Source organism: Cutibacterium nasicola, from assembly GCF_052654715.2.
The window spans coordinates 1,356,765-1,372,775 of record NZ_CP199745.2 but is presented as its reverse complement, the minus strand read 5'-3'; the positions used below and the strand labels follow the sequence as shown (position 1 = coordinate 1,372,775).

Below are 16,011 nucleotides of genomic sequence, written 5' to 3'. Positions count from 1 at the left end.
CACTCGGCCCTCATGATGTTTGTCGACGGCGTCGGCAGGGGACGGTGGCGTCCAGGACTCAGTCCATGCCGGAGGTCTCCAGGCCCTGCACCAAGTAGCGCTGTAGAACGAGGAAGACGATGACGACCGGAACGATTGCCACCAGGGCACCGGCGAAGAGTTCGGAATAGTTGACTCCCTGGCTCGTCATGAATCGACTCAGCGTGAGCTGGACGGTTGTGGTGTTGTCTCGAGCAACCAGCAGTGGCCACAGGAAGGAGTTCCAGGCGCCGATGAAGGTGATCGTCGAGATGGCTGCGATGATTCCCCTGGAATTGGGGACGACAATGCGCCACATCGTCGTCCACGGGTTGGCTCCGTCGAGGTTCGACGCCTCCTCCAACTCCTTGGGAAACTCCAGCAGGGACTGCCGGAACATGTAGGTCGCGAAGGCCGAGAACATCATCGGGATGATGAGGCCTCGGTAGGAGTCGATCCACCCGAACTGGGTCGTCATGATGAAACTCGGCACAAAGGTGACGGCGGTCGGCACCATGAGGGTGAGGATTGTCAGACGCAGCACCACCGTCGCAGCCTTGTTGCGGAACCTTGCCAGCCCGTAGCCAGCCATGAAACTGACGATGACCGTCAGCACTGTCTGTCCGATCGCCTGGATGGCCGAGTGGACCATCGCCCCGGGCAAATCGAGGTCAGTGTCTGAGAAGAGATCCCGCAGCACCGAGAAGTCGAGGTTATCGGGCAACCACTTCCAGTCCGCGGCGACGAATGCCTCCGAGCTGCTGAAGGCATTGCGAAAGATGACGTAGAAGGGCAGCAGGAACAGCAGGGCCAGGATGAACAGCACGACGATCTTGAGACCGTGCAGGAATCTCCCGGAGCGGCCCGTGACCATGTGGGAATGTTCCTCAGCCATGGGACACCTCCCTGCGACGAGCCTTGGCAGCTTGCCTGGCGGCTGTCTTCTCGCGGCGCTCGTGGCCGCTCATGAGCCAGTTCTGGGCCAGTCCGAACAGTGCGATGATGGCGGTGAGGATGACGGTTCCGGCACCGCCCATGCCGAGATCCTGATCTGCCCCGCCGACACTGATGAGGTACAGGTGCACCAGCGGGGGACGAGCGTAGGGCGGGTAGGTGCCCGAGGAGGACAACAAGTTGTAGAACTCGTCGAAGGCCTGGAAAGCACCGATGAGCAACAACATGAGAATGGCCGCGCTCACCCCGCGCAACTGGGGCATGGTGACGTGACGCAGGGTGGCCCAGCGACCGGCGCCGTCAATGGCGGCAGCTTCGTAGGTGTCTGTGGGGATGCGGTTGAGACCCGCGATGAGCAGGATCATGTAGTAGCCGACTTGCAGCCATAGCCGCAGTGAGATCAGCGCGATCCAGTACCAGTAGCCCACTCCGGACAACCAGTCGATGTTGTTGCCACCGATCTTGCGCAGCAGGGAGTTCGCCAGACCGAACCGTGCTCCGTTGAAGAAGCTGAGCCGCCAGACCATCGCCGCGACGACATAGGAACACGCCGTTGGAATGAAGAAGGAGGAGCGGAAGAAGGCCCGGAACGTGCCGACGTTGTTGAGGGCCAGCGCGAGGGCCAGAGAACAGGCGTAGGTGAGCGGGATGATGAAGATCGCGAAGACGATGAAGACCAGCATCGAGTTGCGGAACAGGGTGTCCGACAACAAGTTCTGGTAGTTGGCGAAACCGATGAACTTCGTGGGGGACAGGGTTGCCCGGGCATCGAAGAACGACAAGTAGGCGCTCCAGATGATCGGGATGTAGACGAAGACCAGCAGCCCGATCAGGAACGGCGCAACGAACAGGGCAAACCAGAGGTTGCGTCCCTGGTGCCCCCGGATCCGCTGCCAGACGTTGCGGGTCGGGGGCTTCGAGACTGCCGACGAACTCATTTGTTGACGCGCTTGAGTTCGGCCTTGGCCGTTGACTGCACCCCGGCGAAGGCCGACTTCGGGTCTGCCCCCTTCTTGACGACGTTCGTGAGTGCGGCGCTGTAGGCGTCGGAAATCTTGGAGGTCCAGAACAGGGTCGCGGCCTTGCCGTGCTTGTCGACCATCTCGGCAGCGTCCTTGCCAGCGCCACTGTTGATTTGGGAGCACTTGTCGGTGAGGTCAGGCTGCGACGGGATGTGGGTGCCATAGGAGTTGGCGAAGTCGACCTGCTTGTCGGTCTGATCGACCCACAGCCACTTGGCGTACTTCTTGGCGGCCTCGACGTCGTTGCTCGCCCCCTTGGCGGCGACACAGGAGCCGTAGGCACCGAAGGGCACGGTCTGCTCGCCGGACGTGCCGATGGCCGGGAACGGGATGACGTCGAAGTCGTCCTTCCACTTCTTGGAGATGTCGCCCAGCGACCACAAACCACCCCACTGCATGGCGGTCTCGCCGTTGACGAATGGGGAGGCGTCGAACCAGTCCTTGGAGGCGGCGGTCAACAGGGCGCCGGACTTGTAGAAGTCGCGGTAAGCGGCGACGGCGTCGAAGAAGGCCTGCTCCATGAAGGCGACGTCAGTGTGGTCGTCGTTGAGCTGGTCGAAGCCGGAGGCCCAGATGAGGAGGTTGCCGAGCACACCGATGCCACCGTCGTTGCCGGCGAAGAATCCGCCCATCTCCTTGGTTGTGACGGCTCTGGCAGCCTCGACGAGCTGCTCGAAGGTGGTCGGGGCCGACAGCTTGGCCTTTTCCAGGGCCGACTTGCGGTAGTAGAGCAGCTGCATGTCGACGACCTGCGGGATCGCGTAGATCTTGCCGTCGAGGGTCATGCGATCCAGTACCGGCTGCGAGAACTTGGACTTGGCGTCACCGATGGTGTCGGTGAGGTCAACGACCTGACCCTTCTGGATCATGTCGAGGGTGGCCCCGTACTCTGACTCGAAGACGTCAGGAATACCTGATCCGGACAGCAGGGTGGTGGCCAGCAGCTTCATGTAGTCGGTGCCGGGGTTCCACTTCACGGTGACCGTCGCGTCCTTGTAATTCTTGGCATAGCGACTGACGGCCTGCTGGACGCCCTTCTCACCGTACTCGTGGTACCACTGGACGATCTTTCCGGAGCCACTCGAAGGGGCGCTCGACTTCGAATTGGTGGAGACGCCGCCGGTGTTCGATCCGCATGCGGTCAGAACTGCGGCAGTGGCCAAACCGGCGGATGCGGTGAGGAAGTGACGGCGAGAGATAGTCATGGTGGCAGCTTAAACCTCAAACTATTGAAACTTCACACGTTGAACCTGGTGTTCGCCATCCGAATAGCTGTGACCTGTCGTGGCCCAGCCGTAACTGACTCAGGTGGCATCATCCAGGAGCGACATTCGTACCTTGTGACCCAGGAGGATCATGACGCACGCAGATGGCGACCGGCCGCAACTTAGTCCGACCGACGGACCGTGGAGCATCTATCTGCACGTTCCGTTCTGCGCCTCCCGGTGTGGGTACTGCGACTTCAACACTTATGTCCTCTCAGCCATGGACCACGACGCCATCTCCAGCTACCTGGAGGCGGCTCATCGCGAGTTGGACCTTGCTGGGCAGACGTTGGGACGGCGTCCGGAGGCGTCGACCATCTTCTTCGGGGGAGGCACTCCGACGATGCTCGCCCCAGGTCAACTGGGGGAGCTCGTCGATCACGTTCGTACCGTGTGGGGGGTCGACGATGCCGCCGAGATCACCACGGAGGCCAACCCGGAAACCCTTGACGAGGACGTGCTCTCCGGGCTGCTCGAAGCCGGGATCAACCGGTTGTCCATGGGGATGCAGTCCTCCGACGAGGCCGTCCTGACGATTCTGGATCGTCGTCACCGTCCTGGTCATGCCGTGAAGATGGCGAAGCTGGCCCGTCAGGTGGGATTCGACGACGTCAGCCTCGATCTCATCTTCGGTGCTCCCGGCGAGGACCTCGGCTCCTGGCGACGCACTCTCGGCGCCGCGCTGGAGGCTGAGCCCGATCACATTTCCGCCTACTCCCTCATCGTCGAGGAGGGCACCAGGCTGGCAGCGCGCATCCGGCGTGGTGAACTGCCGATGACCGATGAGGACGACCTTGCCGACAAGTACCTCATCGCCGAGAAGGTCCTCACTGAAGCCGGTTACGTCAACTACGAGGTGTCGAACTGGGGCCGAGCCCGCGACGGTCATGACCACCGGTGTCGCCACAACATGGCGTACTGGCTGGGACATGACTGGTGGGGAATTGGTCCTGGAGCCCACTCGCACGTGAACGGGACGAGATGGTGGAACGTCAAGCATCCGGCCACGTACCGGAGCAGGCTGACCGAGGGTCGTCTACCTGTTGAGGACCACGAGGTCCTCAATGCGCGGCAGCGCCACGAGGAGACGGTGCTGTTGCGGCTGCGTCTGGTTGACGGGTTGCCGTTGTCCCAGCTGACGGAGGTGGAACGTCACCGGGCCTACCACGTCGAGGAGCAAGGGCTCGGGGCGATCCAGAACGGTCGCCTGATGCTCAATCTGTCCGGGCGAATGGTGGCCGATCGGATCATCACCGATCTGCTGGTGTGAGGTCATAGTGCGGATGCTCATGCCGAGTGCGTTGTTTCAGCTGGTGATGCGCGGCTTGTCGGCATGGTCATGCGTGGCAATACAGTGGCTACTGTGATCGACCGGTACTCCCACGACGTCCTCGCAAGCGGCTGGCGCACCTCTCACATGAAGAAGAGCGTCGACATGCCGTTGGAACTCGACATGGTTGTCGAGGATCCGTCGAGCGGGTACGTCGGGGCCGTCGTCGCGTGGCAGAACGGTCTGGTCGTGCTCGAGGATCGCATGGGCAAGCGCAAGTCCTTCCCCATCGGTCCGGGTTTCTGGGTGGATGGCAAGCCCGTCAATCTGTGTATTCCCCCTCGTCAAGGCAGTGCGAGCAGCACGCACACCGCGTCGGGGTCCATCGCCGGAGATGCTGAGCCTGCTCGCGTTGCCCTTCCCAGCCGCATCTATGTCGAGGGGCGCCACGACGCCGAACTCGTCGAGAAGATCTGGGGAGACGACCTGCGTCATGTCGGGGTCGTCGTGGAATACATGGGCGGCATGGATGACCTGGTCGGGATCGTCGCCGAGTTCAAGCCAGGTCCAGGGCATCGACTGGGAGTTCTCGTCGACCACCTTGTCGCCGGGACCAAAGAATCTCGCGTGGCGGACGAGGTGCGACGTGGCGGATATGGCGAGTACGTCATGATCACCGGACATCGCTTCATCGACATCTGGCAGGCCATCAAGCCCGAGCGGATCGGTCGTCAAGAGTGGCCGGAGGTCCCGATGGACGAGGATTTCAAGCTCGGCACCCTGAAACGCCTCGGTGTGCCACACTCCACCCAGTCTGATGTCGGCAAGGCCTGGCAGGCCATGCTGAGCAGAGTGCGTGACTGGCACGACCTGGATCCACGGTTCAACACCGAGATGGAGAAACTCATCGACTTCGTCACCTGCGACCACGTCGACGAGTTGGAAGATGAGGAGATGGCATGAGCATCGACGTCGAGACGGTCTGCGACCTCATCCGGGACGTCAGCGCCAGGATCGTTGATCCGCGGTTCCGGTCGCTCCAGGATCACCAGATCCACCAGAAGAAGCCCGGAGACTTCGTCACCGACGCCGATCGCCAGGCTGAGAAGGCGCTTGGTGCGGCGTTGACCGAGCACGCCGGCGGGGTCGTCGTCGGGGAGGAATCAGCCTTCGCCGACCCGACCATCCTTGATGCCGTCCCGGACGCTGACCTGGCTTGGGTCATTGATCCCATCGACGGTACGAAGAATTTCGTCCACGGGTCGGTGGACCACGGGGTCATGCTCGCTCAGCTCAAGCGTGGAGAAACGGTGAGGGCCTGGATCTGGCAGCCTCAGCACGGTCACATGTGGTGCTCCGAGCAGGGTGCCGGGGTCACCTGTGACGGTGAGGCGGTGACCCGGGGAGGGGCCCGCACCCCGATTCGTGCCGCGACCACCCACGAGGCCTACAAGGTCGGCTCCCCACAGGTGAAGTGGCTGATGTCGAAGTGGTGCTGTGCGGTCGACTACCCCCTGATCTGCCTGGGGGAGAACGACGTCACCGTCTATCAGCACTCCTACCCGTGGGATCACCTGCCTGGTGCCCTCATGGTGCGCGAGCTCGGCGGAGTCGTTCGCACCGTGGACGGGGCCGAGTACGGGCCTCGCGAGATGTCGGGGAGACTCGTCGTCGCAGCCGACGAAGAGGCCTACCGGGTGATTGCTGAACTGTTGCGCTGATGTGTCGGACTGGCGGCAGGCCAGCTGGGGGGAATGTGCCGGCCCACCGGGGTGAGCGGGATGTCGACGGGGATCCTCGCGGCGAGCTCACCCCTCTGTGTCATGACGGCGGTGGCGTCAACGGGGTGCCCGTGGCCAGGCACGTAGATGCCTGCACCACCAGTACCGGTGATGACCGAGTCGATGGCTCGCGGCCAGCCCCGGAGGTCGGTCGTCTCGTCGGACTGTGGCTGGCCAGCGGTCTCCACCAGGTCTCCGACGAAGGTCACCCTCTCGTCGCAGATGATGACGACGAGGTCCCCGTCGGTGTGGGCCGGGCCGGGATGGATGACCTCAGCGCCGATCCCACCCAGATCGACATAGGCCATCAGTGAGATGGGGTGATCGACGTCGAGACCAGGACAGTGGGCCAGGGCGGCCTCGTGCATCCAGGCCTCAACCCCGTCAATTCCGGGAAGCCCGCCGCTGTGGTCATAGTGGTGGTGGGTGACGACGACCCGATCAACCGGACGACCCAGCATGCGTGCCGCCGACATCGCCAGGGCGTGTCCCTGCTCGGGAGTCGACCCGGTGTCGATGAGGAGGACGTGATCGTCGCCGGCGACCAGTCCGCAGGTGACGGTTTCCGATTCGACGACGGTCGTCCACACCCGGGCAGTGAGAGCGGACCACTGGGGAGTCTCGGGGTTCGTCGACATGGCCACCAGTGTGGCACGGGAATGTGCTACCAGCGAGAGAGACCGAAGCACTACGGGCGAACGCGATAAGGTGGCACTCGGCACCTGAGAGTGCCAAAGTGGGACTCGTAGCCGACGGGATCGCGTGAGGAGGGATTGTGCTCGACGACCGCAAGCTCGACGTGCTCAAGGCCATCGTCACCGATTTCGTCTCCAGCAAGGAGCCGGTGGGTTCCAAGGCATTGGTGGAACGTCACGGACTTCGAGTGTCCCCGGCAACCGTGCGCAATGACATGGCCGTGCTGGAGGAGGAGGGGTACATCACCCACCCCCACACCAGCGCCGGTCGTATTCCGACTGACAAGGGGTATCGCCTCTTCGTCGACCGGATTGCCACCCTCAAACCGCTGTCCGAGCCTGAGCGTCGAGCCATCCGGGCCTTCATGACCGGAGCTGTCGACCTCGACGATATCGTGCGTCGCACGGTGCGACTGCTCGCCCAGATCACCCACCAGGTCGCCATCATGCAGTACCCGGTGGCGACGACGGCGACGATCCGTCACCTCGAATTGGTGAGCTTGTCGACCGACCGCGTTCTCATCGTGCTCATCATGTCGTCGGGATCGGTGGAACAGCAGGTTGTCGAGCTTCCTGGTCATGACGAGGAGAATCTCGCCGTTCTTCGCACCCGGCTGAATGAGTCTCTCGTCGGATTGACAGTTACTGAGGCGGCCGACTCCCTTACTCGGCTCGTGGAAGATCTGGGGCCGGGCGAAGGCCGACAAGCGGCCTCGGTGATCGCCGCCATTGTCGAGATCCTCGCCATTGACCCGTCCGCCCGGGTGGTCGTTGCTGGAGTTCCCAATCTCACCGCGTTCGGTGCACAGTGGGAGACGACGGTGCGTCCCGTCCTGGAAGCCCTTGAGGAGCAGGTTGTCCTGATGCGACTGCTCGGCGAGGCGACTGCGGGGGAGGCTGGCGAAATCACGGTGCGTATTGGCGCTGAGAACACTGATGTGCCCTTCCAATCGACCTCGCTGGTGGCGAGCACCTATGGTCCTGAGGACGCCTTGTCGGGTCTTGGCGTCGTCGGGCCCACCCGAATGGACTACCCCTCAACCATGGCAGCTGTGCGAGCCGTGGCCCGCTATGTGGGCCGGTTCCTGGCAGAAGGATGATTCTTGAGCAACGACTACTACGAGATTCTTGGCGTTTCCCGTGATGCGAGCGCCGACGAGATCAAGAAGGCTTATCGCCGCAAGGCCATGAAACTTCACCCCGATGTCGCTGGGCCGGGATCGGAGGACGAGTTCAAGAAGGTCCAGGAAGCCTATGAGGTGCTCCAGGACCCGCAGAAGCGCGCCGTCTTCGACCGTGGCGGAGACCCGAACGCCCGCATGGGTGGATTCGGCGAGGGCGGATTCAGCACTGCCGGATTCGACTTCACCAACCTCGTGGACGCCATGTTCGGTGGCGGAACCTCCTTCGGCGGTGGCGGACGTGGGCCCCGCTCCCGGACCCGACGCGGCCAGGACGCCTTGGTGCGGATGCGCCTGAGCTTGGCTGAGGCGGTGTTCGGCGTCACCAAACCGCTGGACGTCGACACCGCGGTGGTGTGTCCGAAGTGTCAAGGTAAGGGAGCACAGTCCGGCTCGGAGCCGGTGACCTGCCACACCTGCCAAGGGCGCGGCGAGGTCATCACGGTGCAGCGGTCCCTCCTTGGTGACATTCGCACGAGCCAGCCCTGCCCGACCTGTCGTGGCTACGGCACGGTGATCCCCGATCCGTGCCAGGAGTGCTCCGGTGAGGGGCGGGTGCGCACCACCCGCACCATCAACGTCAAGATCCCTGCCGGAGTTGCTGACGGCAACCGGATCCACCTGGATTCCCAGGGAGAGGTGGGGCCCGGTGGCGGCCCGGCCGGAGACCTGTACATCGAGATGACGGTCAGCCCGCACGAGGTCTTCACCCGCGAGGGAGACAACCTCGAGATGGTCGTCACGATCCCGATGACCGCGGCTGCACTGGGAACCAATGTCGCGGTGCACACCCTGGAGGCCGATCGCGAGGACTTCGAGGAGTCCGAGAAGTCGGTCAACGTCGAGGTGCCGGCAGGAACCCAGTCGGGAACCCGCATCGTCGTGTCCGAGCGTGGAGTGCCGCGGCTGCGGCGTGGTGGACGCGGTGACCTAGGCGTCACCTTCATCGTTCAGACCCCGACCAAGCTCGACTCCCACCAGAAGGACCTGCTGTGCCAGCTGGCCGAGGCCCGCGGAGAGACCAAGGTGTCGGCGTCCGTCGAGAAGTCGGGTGGACGCGGCATGTTCTCCCGCATCAAGGAAGCCTTCGGCGGATGAGCGACGCCTGCTTCCTCGGAAAGATTGCTGGGGCCACCCTCGAGTCGGTGGTCGAGATCACCGGGGCGGAAGGGCACCATGCTGGTTCGGTGCGCCGCATTCGGGTGGGGGAGACCGTCCTCGTTACCGACGGTGAGGGCCATGCGGTGCGCGGACCTGCCGTCGAGGTGACGAAGGCGTCCGTGAGCGTCAAGGTGATCGAGGTGTTTGAGGCACCTGTCACTGCCCACCGCTGGGTTGCCGTCCAGGCCTTGCCGAAATCAGACCGTGCCGAGCTCGCGGTGGCGACCCTCACCGAGATGGGAGTTCACGAGATCTTGGCCTGGCAGGCAGATCGGAGCATTGTGCGCTGGAAGGGCGACAAGCAGACCAAGGGTGTCGCGAGATGGCAGGCGGCTGCCCGAGAGGCCACCAAACAGTCTCGACGTTTTCGTATACCGCAGGTAGAATTGGCGCAGACTCGTGAGGTTGTTGAGCGGATTCGCAGTGCCGAAGCCGCTTATATTTTGCATGAGTCGGCCACCGAACCACTGGTGCATCAGGAATTGCCGGCATTCGGTGAGGTGATCTTCATTGTCGGCCCAGAGGGGGGCATCACCGACCAAGAAGTGGACGCTCTCGTCGCGGCTGGTGCATGCCCTGTGACGGTATCGGATGGGGTGTTGAGAACTTCGACCGCCGGCGTGGTTGGCTTAGCCCAGTTGCGGGCCATGGCCAACCTCACCGCCTGCCGTTGAGAACGTCGTGGGTTGGGATCAGGGCTCGACCGTTACTTTGATGGCCTCGCCCTTCGCGACGATGTCGAAGACTGTCATGACGTCGTCAAGCTTCACATGGCGCGTAATGAGGTCCTTGACCGGCACCTGCCCCGACGCGATGTACTGCAGGGCACGCTTGTTGTGCTCGGGGGCCGAGCCGTTGGCGCCATGAATATGGAGCTGACGGTAGTGGACCAGGTTCGAGTCGCACGTGATCGTCGGATTCGCCTTCGGCAGCCCGCCGAAGAATGAGATACGGCCATTGCGGGCGGCCATGGCCAAGGCCTGCTCCTGGGTGATGTTGGCCGGGGTTGCGGTAATGATGACGTCGGCACCGCGACCGTTCGTAAGCTCCATGACCTTAGCAACGGCATCGGCTTGAGAGGCGTCGATAGTGATGTCAGGTTTGACGGCAGCGGCGGACATCGCGAGGCGCTCGGCGTTGATGTCGACCATGACGATGGTGCCGGCCTTATGCACGCCACGCGCAATGCGGGTGTGCATACACCCAATCGGTCCGGCGCCGAAGATGACGACGACATCACCGTCGTCGATACCGAGCTGTTCCTGGGCATTGATGGCGCACGCGAAGGGCTCAGCAGCGCTCGCTTCGTCAAAATCGACGGCGTCGGGGACCCGATTGAGGCCGTCCACCTTGAGCACCTGGGGCGGGACGATCATGTATTCGGCGAATCCGCCGTCGTACTGGTAGCCGACGCTGGTCTGGTTCTGACAGACCTGCATCCACCCCTTGCGACACTCGTGGCACTCCCCGCATGGGACGGCCGCGATCGACTGGACTCTGTCCCCGATCTTCCAGTCCCCAGCCGCCTCGGAGCCGATCTCAACGATCTCACCGGCAACCTCGTGGCCCATCGTCGTAACGCCGGTGATGTTCTGGTGGCCATTGTGGAGGATCTTGACGTCAGTGCCACAGGTGGAGCAGTTGCGAACCTTGATCTTAATCTCGTCGGGTTTGCACTCCGGTTCGGGGACGTCCTCCAGTCGAACATCCTCGGGGGCGTGGAACCTCAATGCCTTCATGATGTGTGCCTTTCTGTGATCCGGTGGTTATGCCTGCTGAGAGCCGAGAAGGTCAAGGACCTGGTCGGCGGACATCGCCTCACGAAGGTGTCGAGCGGTGTCGGGATTGGACAAGACTCTTGCGAGGGCCGTCATGATGTCGAGGTGCTCGTCGCTGGACGACGCGATGGGAATAACGATGGTGCACGTGTTCCCGTCCCAGTCAACTCCCTCGGGGAATTGGAGGAATCCCAGGGTGGCCTTACTGATGTGAGTGCGGACCTCATTGACACCGTGGGGGATCGCAATCCCCTCGCCCATATAGGTGGAAATCTCATGTTCCCGGGCGAGCATGCCCTTGACGTAGACCTCGTCTGCGGCACCTTCATCAACGAGCACCTGGCCAGCCATGGTGATGGCTTCCTCCTTGCTGGCAGCGCGCTGTCCCAAACGGATGGCGTCACGAGGCAATACGCTGGTGGCCACGCGAGTGGTGGTGTTGGTAGTCGACGAGTGGGGGAGTGCCTCGTCGACAGGCTTGGTTCCATCATGTGCAGCGCGAACCTCGGCCTCGACCTGGTCGAAAGCCGGATCGTTCATGTAGTTCCTAAAAGGCACGATGCGGGCACCGGGCACACGCTTGTGGGCGCGGTCGACGAGTCCTTCCTGGGTGAGGATGAGGGATGCATCTGCGGGGATGTGATCGACTGCTGTGTGCGCGACCTCAACCCCGTAAGGGGACAACCTCTTCTTCATGGCAGATGCGACCATCACCGACGAGCCCATGCCAGCGTCACAGGCGATGACGACCTTGGAAACGTCAGTCAGCGGAGCCTCGGCGTGGGGCGCGGCAGCAGTGCTCGTGGCATTGTGGTCTGCAGCTTCGACGGCTGCGTCGTCCTTGTCGTGATCCGTGCGAATGAGCAGCATTGCCACGATGAAGGAGACAGCGGTTGCGACGAGGAAGTCAGCAATCATGGCCAGATAGTGACCAGGCTGACACATCAGGAACCACGCGATGATCGATCCTGGGGAGGCTGGAGCGACGAGGCCGGCATGAAGCGCGATGCCAACGGCCAGACCACTCGTGGCACCAGCAATGGTGGCAAGGATCGTCTTGGGCTTCATGAGCACGTATGGGAAGAAGATCTCGTGGATGCCGCCGAAGAGGTGGATGATGATGGCACCGGGAGTGGATTGACGGATCTGGCGGGAACCAAAGAATTGGTAGGCGAGCAGTAGCCCGAATCCGGGACCGGGATTCGACTCAACCATGAAGAGGATTGAACGCCCGGTGGTGTGAGCCTCCTGGGTGCCGAGCGGAGTGAAGATACCATGATTGACGGCGTTGTTGAGGAAGAGCACCTTTGCCGGTTCGACGAGGACAGACGCGAGCGGAAGCAAGCTGTGGTGGACGAGGAAACCGACCCCAGCTGCCATCCAATCCATGAGAGTCGACACGATAGGTTCGACGCCCAGATGTCCAATGATCGCGAGGATCATACCGAGGATGCCGACCTCGAAGTTGTCGACGAGCATCTCGAATCCGGAATGGACTCGGCCCTCGAGCAGCTTGTCGACTTGCTTGAGGAGCCATGCGGCAAGCGGGCCCATCACCATGGCGCCCAGGAACATCGTAATGTCGGCGCCGACGACGACGCCCATCGTGGCGATCGCGCCGATGACCCCGCCGCGGGTCCCATTGACGATCTTTCCACCGGTGTAGCCGATGAGGACGGGTAGCAGATAGGTCAGCGTTGGATCGACGAGCTTGGCGAGGGCCGCGTTGGGGGCCCACCCTGTTTCGATGAAGAGAGCCGTGAGCAGGCCCCAGGCAATGAAGGCGCCGATATTCGGCATGATCATGCCGGCCAGGAAGCCGCCGAAGCGTTGGACGGAGGCACGTACGCCGTGCCCCTGCAGGTCCTTGTTGACCGTCGCGTCGGGTAGTGACATCGCAACTCCAGTGTGCTCGTCTGCCGATCGTCGGCAGGATCCTCATTGATCTGTGAACAAGTCTGAATCTGTTTGTGTATGTTGTCAAGGAGTTGCGTTGTGTTGGTTTTCCGGGGTGAAAAACAACGGGGTCGGACAGATGCCATCTGTCCGACCCCGTATGCGTCGTTGGGGCGAGAGATTACTTGGCGCCATCAAGGGCGACAGCGAGTAGGCCGCCAACAAGGCCAAGATTCTTGAAGAACTGGATCTGGTCGCCTTGCTTCTCGGCGCCTTCCTTCTCCCAGAAAGCGTGTCCAGCAGCGGTGACCGGGACGAGCTGGGCGGCCAGAATGGTGGCGGCCAGGCGCGGCTTGATGCCGAGGGCCAGCAAGGAACCAGCGGTCAGCATGGTGCCTCCATTGATCTTGACCAGCAACTCAGAATCGACCTCAGGGATCTGGGAGCGGGTCGACCCCGGGAGCTTGGCGAGCCGTTCGTTGACGGCCCCGGAAAGCTGATCGGCATTCTTGAATTCCCCAAGGCCGCCGGTGACGAAGATGGTCGACAGCAGGGCACGGGCGGTGAATTTGGCAAAAGACATTGATCCTCCTGATTAGGTTGACGCTACTTCTATCGTGGCTCATGACGGCTCGCCGTGCGCCGTGAGGGGCTTGTTGGTGCGGTGACGTTCGCGTGTAGGTGACGTGAACCCGCTCTCGACCGTCGAGCTCACGTCGGGTTGCCGTTTCACGTCCGTGACACCTCGATGGGGGCAACATTCGGTCGCGGCGGCGGAGACGAGGGTCAAGCAGACAGGGCGAGAGCCAGTGGAAGGACGTGCCCGGCTCCAGCTCGTCGCAACGATCGTGCAGCGACTGTCATAGTCCATCGGCTAGAGATGACGTCGTCGACAAGGAGGACCGATGCCCCGCCAAGATGGGATAGTCGAGACATCAGTTCCGGCCCGACACCAAAGCGGTCATGGACGTCACGGAGTCGGTAGGCCGAGTTGGTGGATGACTGAAGGCGGGTAGCTCCGTCCGCCAGATCGAGCCAGCCAAGGTCTTGCAGCTGGCCAACCCGGGCGATCCCCGAAGCCAGTGAATCAATGAGACGCGGACGGGTAAGTGACGGGACGCGCACGACCGCGGCTGGGCGCTGCTCCCAGTCCCATTCAGCCAACACCTGTAAGCACGCCTGTGCCAACGCCGAGGTGATCTCGGCATCGATGGGGACCCCATCGGCGTCGGAGCGCAGTAGCGTGCGCAGTGCCTCTCCCCAACCAAGATCGGTGAGCCTGGCAATGCCCCGACCCTCTTCAGCAATTTCGTCGGCAGGGATACGCCCTTTCAGCCCAACCTGGAGAGCCTCCATCCCCGATGGCCAGGTGGTGCGTGGCTCTACCGGTACCCCCACCCTCCGCAGGGACTCAATGGCCGTTTCAGAGGCTGACGGATCGACGCCGGTTGGGTACCACTGCCCAGCGCAAACGTCGCAGCGTCCACATGGGGCCGTCAACGGATCGTCAAGCTGCCCAGTGAGAAAGGCCATACGACAGGTCTGTGAGCGCTCATAGGCGAGCATGGCCTGCTGCTCCCCAAGACGTGACAGGAAGATACGCTCGTAACGTTCAGTATCGAGCGTCCACGGCTTGCCAGTGGCCTGCCACCCATCTCGAACTTTCGTAACCGAGCCGTCAACGGCCATGACCTTCAGCAGTAAACCCAACTGGCCACGCCTCATGTTGACTCGCGTCTCCAGCGCCGGGATGGACAGCACTTGGCCGCCGGCTAGTGCTGCGAGTACGCCATCGGCGCGTTCCTGGGTCGGCATCGAAGCGGTGGCGAAGTAGCTCCAGATGTCGGGATCCTCTGGGCCGGGAAGCAACAAGACATCGGCGTTGTCGGTGGCGCGACCAGCACGCCCTACCTGCTGGTAATACGCAATCGGGGAGCTCGGTGCTCCCAGGTGCACGACGAAACCGAGGTCTGGCTTGTCGAAGCCCATGCCTAGGGCACTTGTTGCCACCAAGGCCTTGACCTGATTATTGCGCAGCGCTTCCTCAAGCTCGCCCCGTGCTTCGGCATCGGTGCGTCCGGTGTATGCCTTCACATTGTGACCGGCCATGGCCAGGGCGCGGGCGGTATCTTCGGCCGTTGGCACCGTCAAGCAGTAGATGATTCCCGACCCGGGGAGCTCACCGAGGTGCTGGACGAGCCAACCGAGCCGGCTGGAAGAATCAGACAAATTGAGGACCCCGAGTCGTAATGATGCCCGGGCTAGTGGCCCACGCAGGATGAACACATCATCAGCGCTGGGGGCAATCTGCTCGGCCACATCCTGGACCACACGGGAATTCGCGGTTGCCGTCGTTGCGAGTACGGGGATCGTGAGCGACAAGGCGGAGACCAGTGTGCGAATGCGTCGATAATCAGGACGAAAGTCGTGTCCCCAGTCTGAGATGCAATGGGCCTCGTCAATAACCAGCATGCCCATTCTCCGCACCAACTCGGGCAGTTGCCGACTGGCGAATGTGGGATTGACGAGGCGCTCGGGGGATATCAAGAGGACATCGAGATCGTCGGTGTCGAGGCGGCGGATGATCTCGGCCCATTCGGTGGCATTCGCCGACGAGATCGCTGCCGCCCGCACTCCGGCCCGTGTCGCGGAAGCCACTTGATCGCGCATAAGAGCGATGAGAGGGGAGACGATGAGGGTTGGCCCTGAACCCGTGGCACGCTGAAGCAGGGTGGCGACAAAGTAAACCGCCGACTTTCCCCAGCCGGTGCGCTGGACGACGAGCGCTCGACGATGATGGGCGACGAGAGCTTCGATGGCCTCCCACTGTCCGGGGTGGAAATCAGCATCGTCGCGACCGACGAGACGGCGAAGGATGGCCAGTCCTTGGGCTCGCAAATTCTGTGTATTCTGTACTGCTTCGGTGTCTGCCGTCATGGCCCCTCCTTCTGTCGTCATTCTTTCCGGGACGCATGACAGTTTCGTGGGAC

At 62.5% G+C, this 16,011-nt stretch carries 14 protein-coding genes; 6 read left to right on the top strand and 8 right to left on the bottom strand.

What is annotated here, in order from left to right; all coding sequences use genetic code 11:
* Window positions 1–58 precede the first annotated feature (58 nt).
* The 3 genes from ACUCCZ_RS06370 to ACUCCZ_RS06360 are packed head-to-tail and all read right to left on the bottom strand — an operon-like array spanning window position 59 to window position 3,199.
* Window positions 59–913, bottom strand: coding sequence for a carbohydrate ABC transporter permease (locus ACUCCZ_RS06370; RefSeq protein WP_435916749.1), 855 nt, complete (start codon window positions 911–913; stop codon window positions 59–61).
* On the bottom strand, window positions 906–1,910 hold the full coding sequence (locus ACUCCZ_RS06365; RefSeq protein WP_435916748.1) for a carbohydrate ABC transporter permease: 1,005 nt from the start codon (window positions 1,908–1,910) through the stop codon (window positions 906–908). The genes ACUCCZ_RS06370 and ACUCCZ_RS06365 overlap by 8 nt, the downstream gene beginning before the upstream one ends.
* Window positions 1,907–3,199, bottom strand: a complete 1,293-nt coding sequence (locus tag ACUCCZ_RS06360; RefSeq protein WP_435916747.1) for an ABC transporter substrate-binding protein — start codon at window positions 3,197–3,199, stop codon at window positions 1,907–1,909. Before ACUCCZ_RS06360 ends, ACUCCZ_RS06365 begins: the two co-directional genes overlap by 4 nt.
* Before the next feature lie 151 nt (window positions 3,200–3,350).
* Here ACUCCZ_RS06360 and hemW point away from each other — a divergent pair, with 151 nt between their 5' ends.
* The 3 genes from hemW to ACUCCZ_RS06345 all read left to right on the top strand — a co-directional run bounded on the left by hemW (window position 3,351) and on the right by ACUCCZ_RS06345 (window position 6,250).
* Window positions 3,351–4,529 (top strand): radical SAM family heme chaperone HemW, encoded by a 1,179-nt coding sequence (hemW, locus tag ACUCCZ_RS06355; RefSeq protein ID WP_435916746.1) that lies wholly within the window; start codon window positions 3,351–3,353, stop codon window positions 4,527–4,529.
* 84 nt (window positions 4,530–4,613) lie between these two features.
* Entirely contained in the window at window positions 4,614–5,492 is an 879-nt protein-coding gene (locus ACUCCZ_RS06350) for a DUF3097 domain-containing protein (protein WP_435916745.1), read from the top strand.
* On the top strand, window positions 5,489–6,250 hold the full coding sequence (locus tag ACUCCZ_RS06345; protein ID WP_435916744.1) for an inositol monophosphatase family protein: 762 nt from the start codon (window positions 5,489–5,491) through the stop codon (window positions 6,248–6,250). Before ACUCCZ_RS06350 ends, ACUCCZ_RS06345 begins: the two co-directional genes overlap by 4 nt.
* Here ACUCCZ_RS06345 and ACUCCZ_RS06340 read toward each other — a convergent pair.
* On the bottom strand, window positions 6,220–6,948 hold the full coding sequence (locus ACUCCZ_RS06340) for an MBL fold metallo-hydrolase (RefSeq protein ID WP_435916743.1): 729 nt from the start codon (window positions 6,946–6,948) through the stop codon (window positions 6,220–6,222). The two genes, ACUCCZ_RS06345 and ACUCCZ_RS06340, sit on opposite strands and share 31 nt — an antisense overlap.
* A 137-nt stretch (window positions 6,949–7,085) precedes the next feature.
* Between ACUCCZ_RS06340 and hrcA the strand changes: the two genes are divergently transcribed.
* The 3 genes from hrcA to ACUCCZ_RS06325 are packed head-to-tail and all read left to right on the top strand — an operon-like array spanning window position 7,086 to window position 10,021.
* Window positions 7,086–8,105 carry a heat-inducible transcriptional repressor HrcA gene (gene hrcA / locus ACUCCZ_RS06335; protein WP_435916742.1) on the top strand — a complete coding sequence of 340 codons (1,020 nt, stop codon included), beginning with the start codon at window positions 7,086–7,088 and terminating at the stop codon, window positions 8,103–8,105.
* Between the two features lie 3 nt (window positions 8,106–8,108).
* A complete protein-coding gene (dnaJ, locus tag ACUCCZ_RS06330; RefSeq protein WP_435916741.1) occupies window positions 8,109–9,284 on the top strand; it encodes a molecular chaperone DnaJ in 1,176 nt (391 codons plus the stop codon).
* Window positions 9,281–10,021, top strand: a complete 741-nt coding sequence (locus tag ACUCCZ_RS06325) for a 16S rRNA (uracil(1498)-N(3))-methyltransferase (RefSeq protein ID WP_435916740.1) — start codon at window positions 9,281–9,283, stop codon at window positions 10,019–10,021. Before dnaJ ends, ACUCCZ_RS06325 begins: the two co-directional genes overlap by 4 nt.
* A gap of 18 nt (window positions 10,022–10,039) precedes the next feature.
* On the opposite strand, the gene ACUCCZ_RS06320 is transcribed toward ACUCCZ_RS06325, so the two are convergent.
* The 4 genes from ACUCCZ_RS06320 to ACUCCZ_RS06305 all read right to left on the bottom strand — a co-directional run bounded on the left by ACUCCZ_RS06320 (window position 10,040) and on the right by ACUCCZ_RS06305 (window position 15,979).
* Window positions 10,040–11,086 (bottom strand): zinc-dependent dehydrogenase, encoded by a 1,047-nt coding sequence (locus ACUCCZ_RS06320; protein WP_435916739.1) that lies wholly within the window; start codon window positions 11,084–11,086, stop codon window positions 10,040–10,042.
* Window positions 11,087–11,113: 27 nt separating this feature from the next.
* Window positions 11,114–13,021 (bottom strand): PTS mannitol transporter subunit IICBA, encoded by a 1,908-nt coding sequence (locus ACUCCZ_RS06315; RefSeq protein WP_435916738.1) that lies wholly within the window; start codon window positions 13,019–13,021, stop codon window positions 11,114–11,116.
* 181 nt (window positions 13,022–13,202) lie between these two features.
* Entirely contained in the window at window positions 13,203–13,604 is a 402-nt protein-coding gene (locus ACUCCZ_RS06310) for a DoxX family protein (RefSeq protein ID WP_435916737.1), read from the bottom strand.
* A gap of 203 nt (window positions 13,605–13,807) precedes the next feature.
* Window positions 13,808–15,979: a RecQ family ATP-dependent DNA helicase gene (locus ACUCCZ_RS06305; RefSeq protein ID WP_435916736.1), complete on the bottom strand. Its 2,172-nt coding sequence runs from the start codon at window positions 15,977–15,979 to the stop codon at window positions 13,808–13,810.
* Window positions 15,980–16,011: the final 32 nt, after the last annotated feature.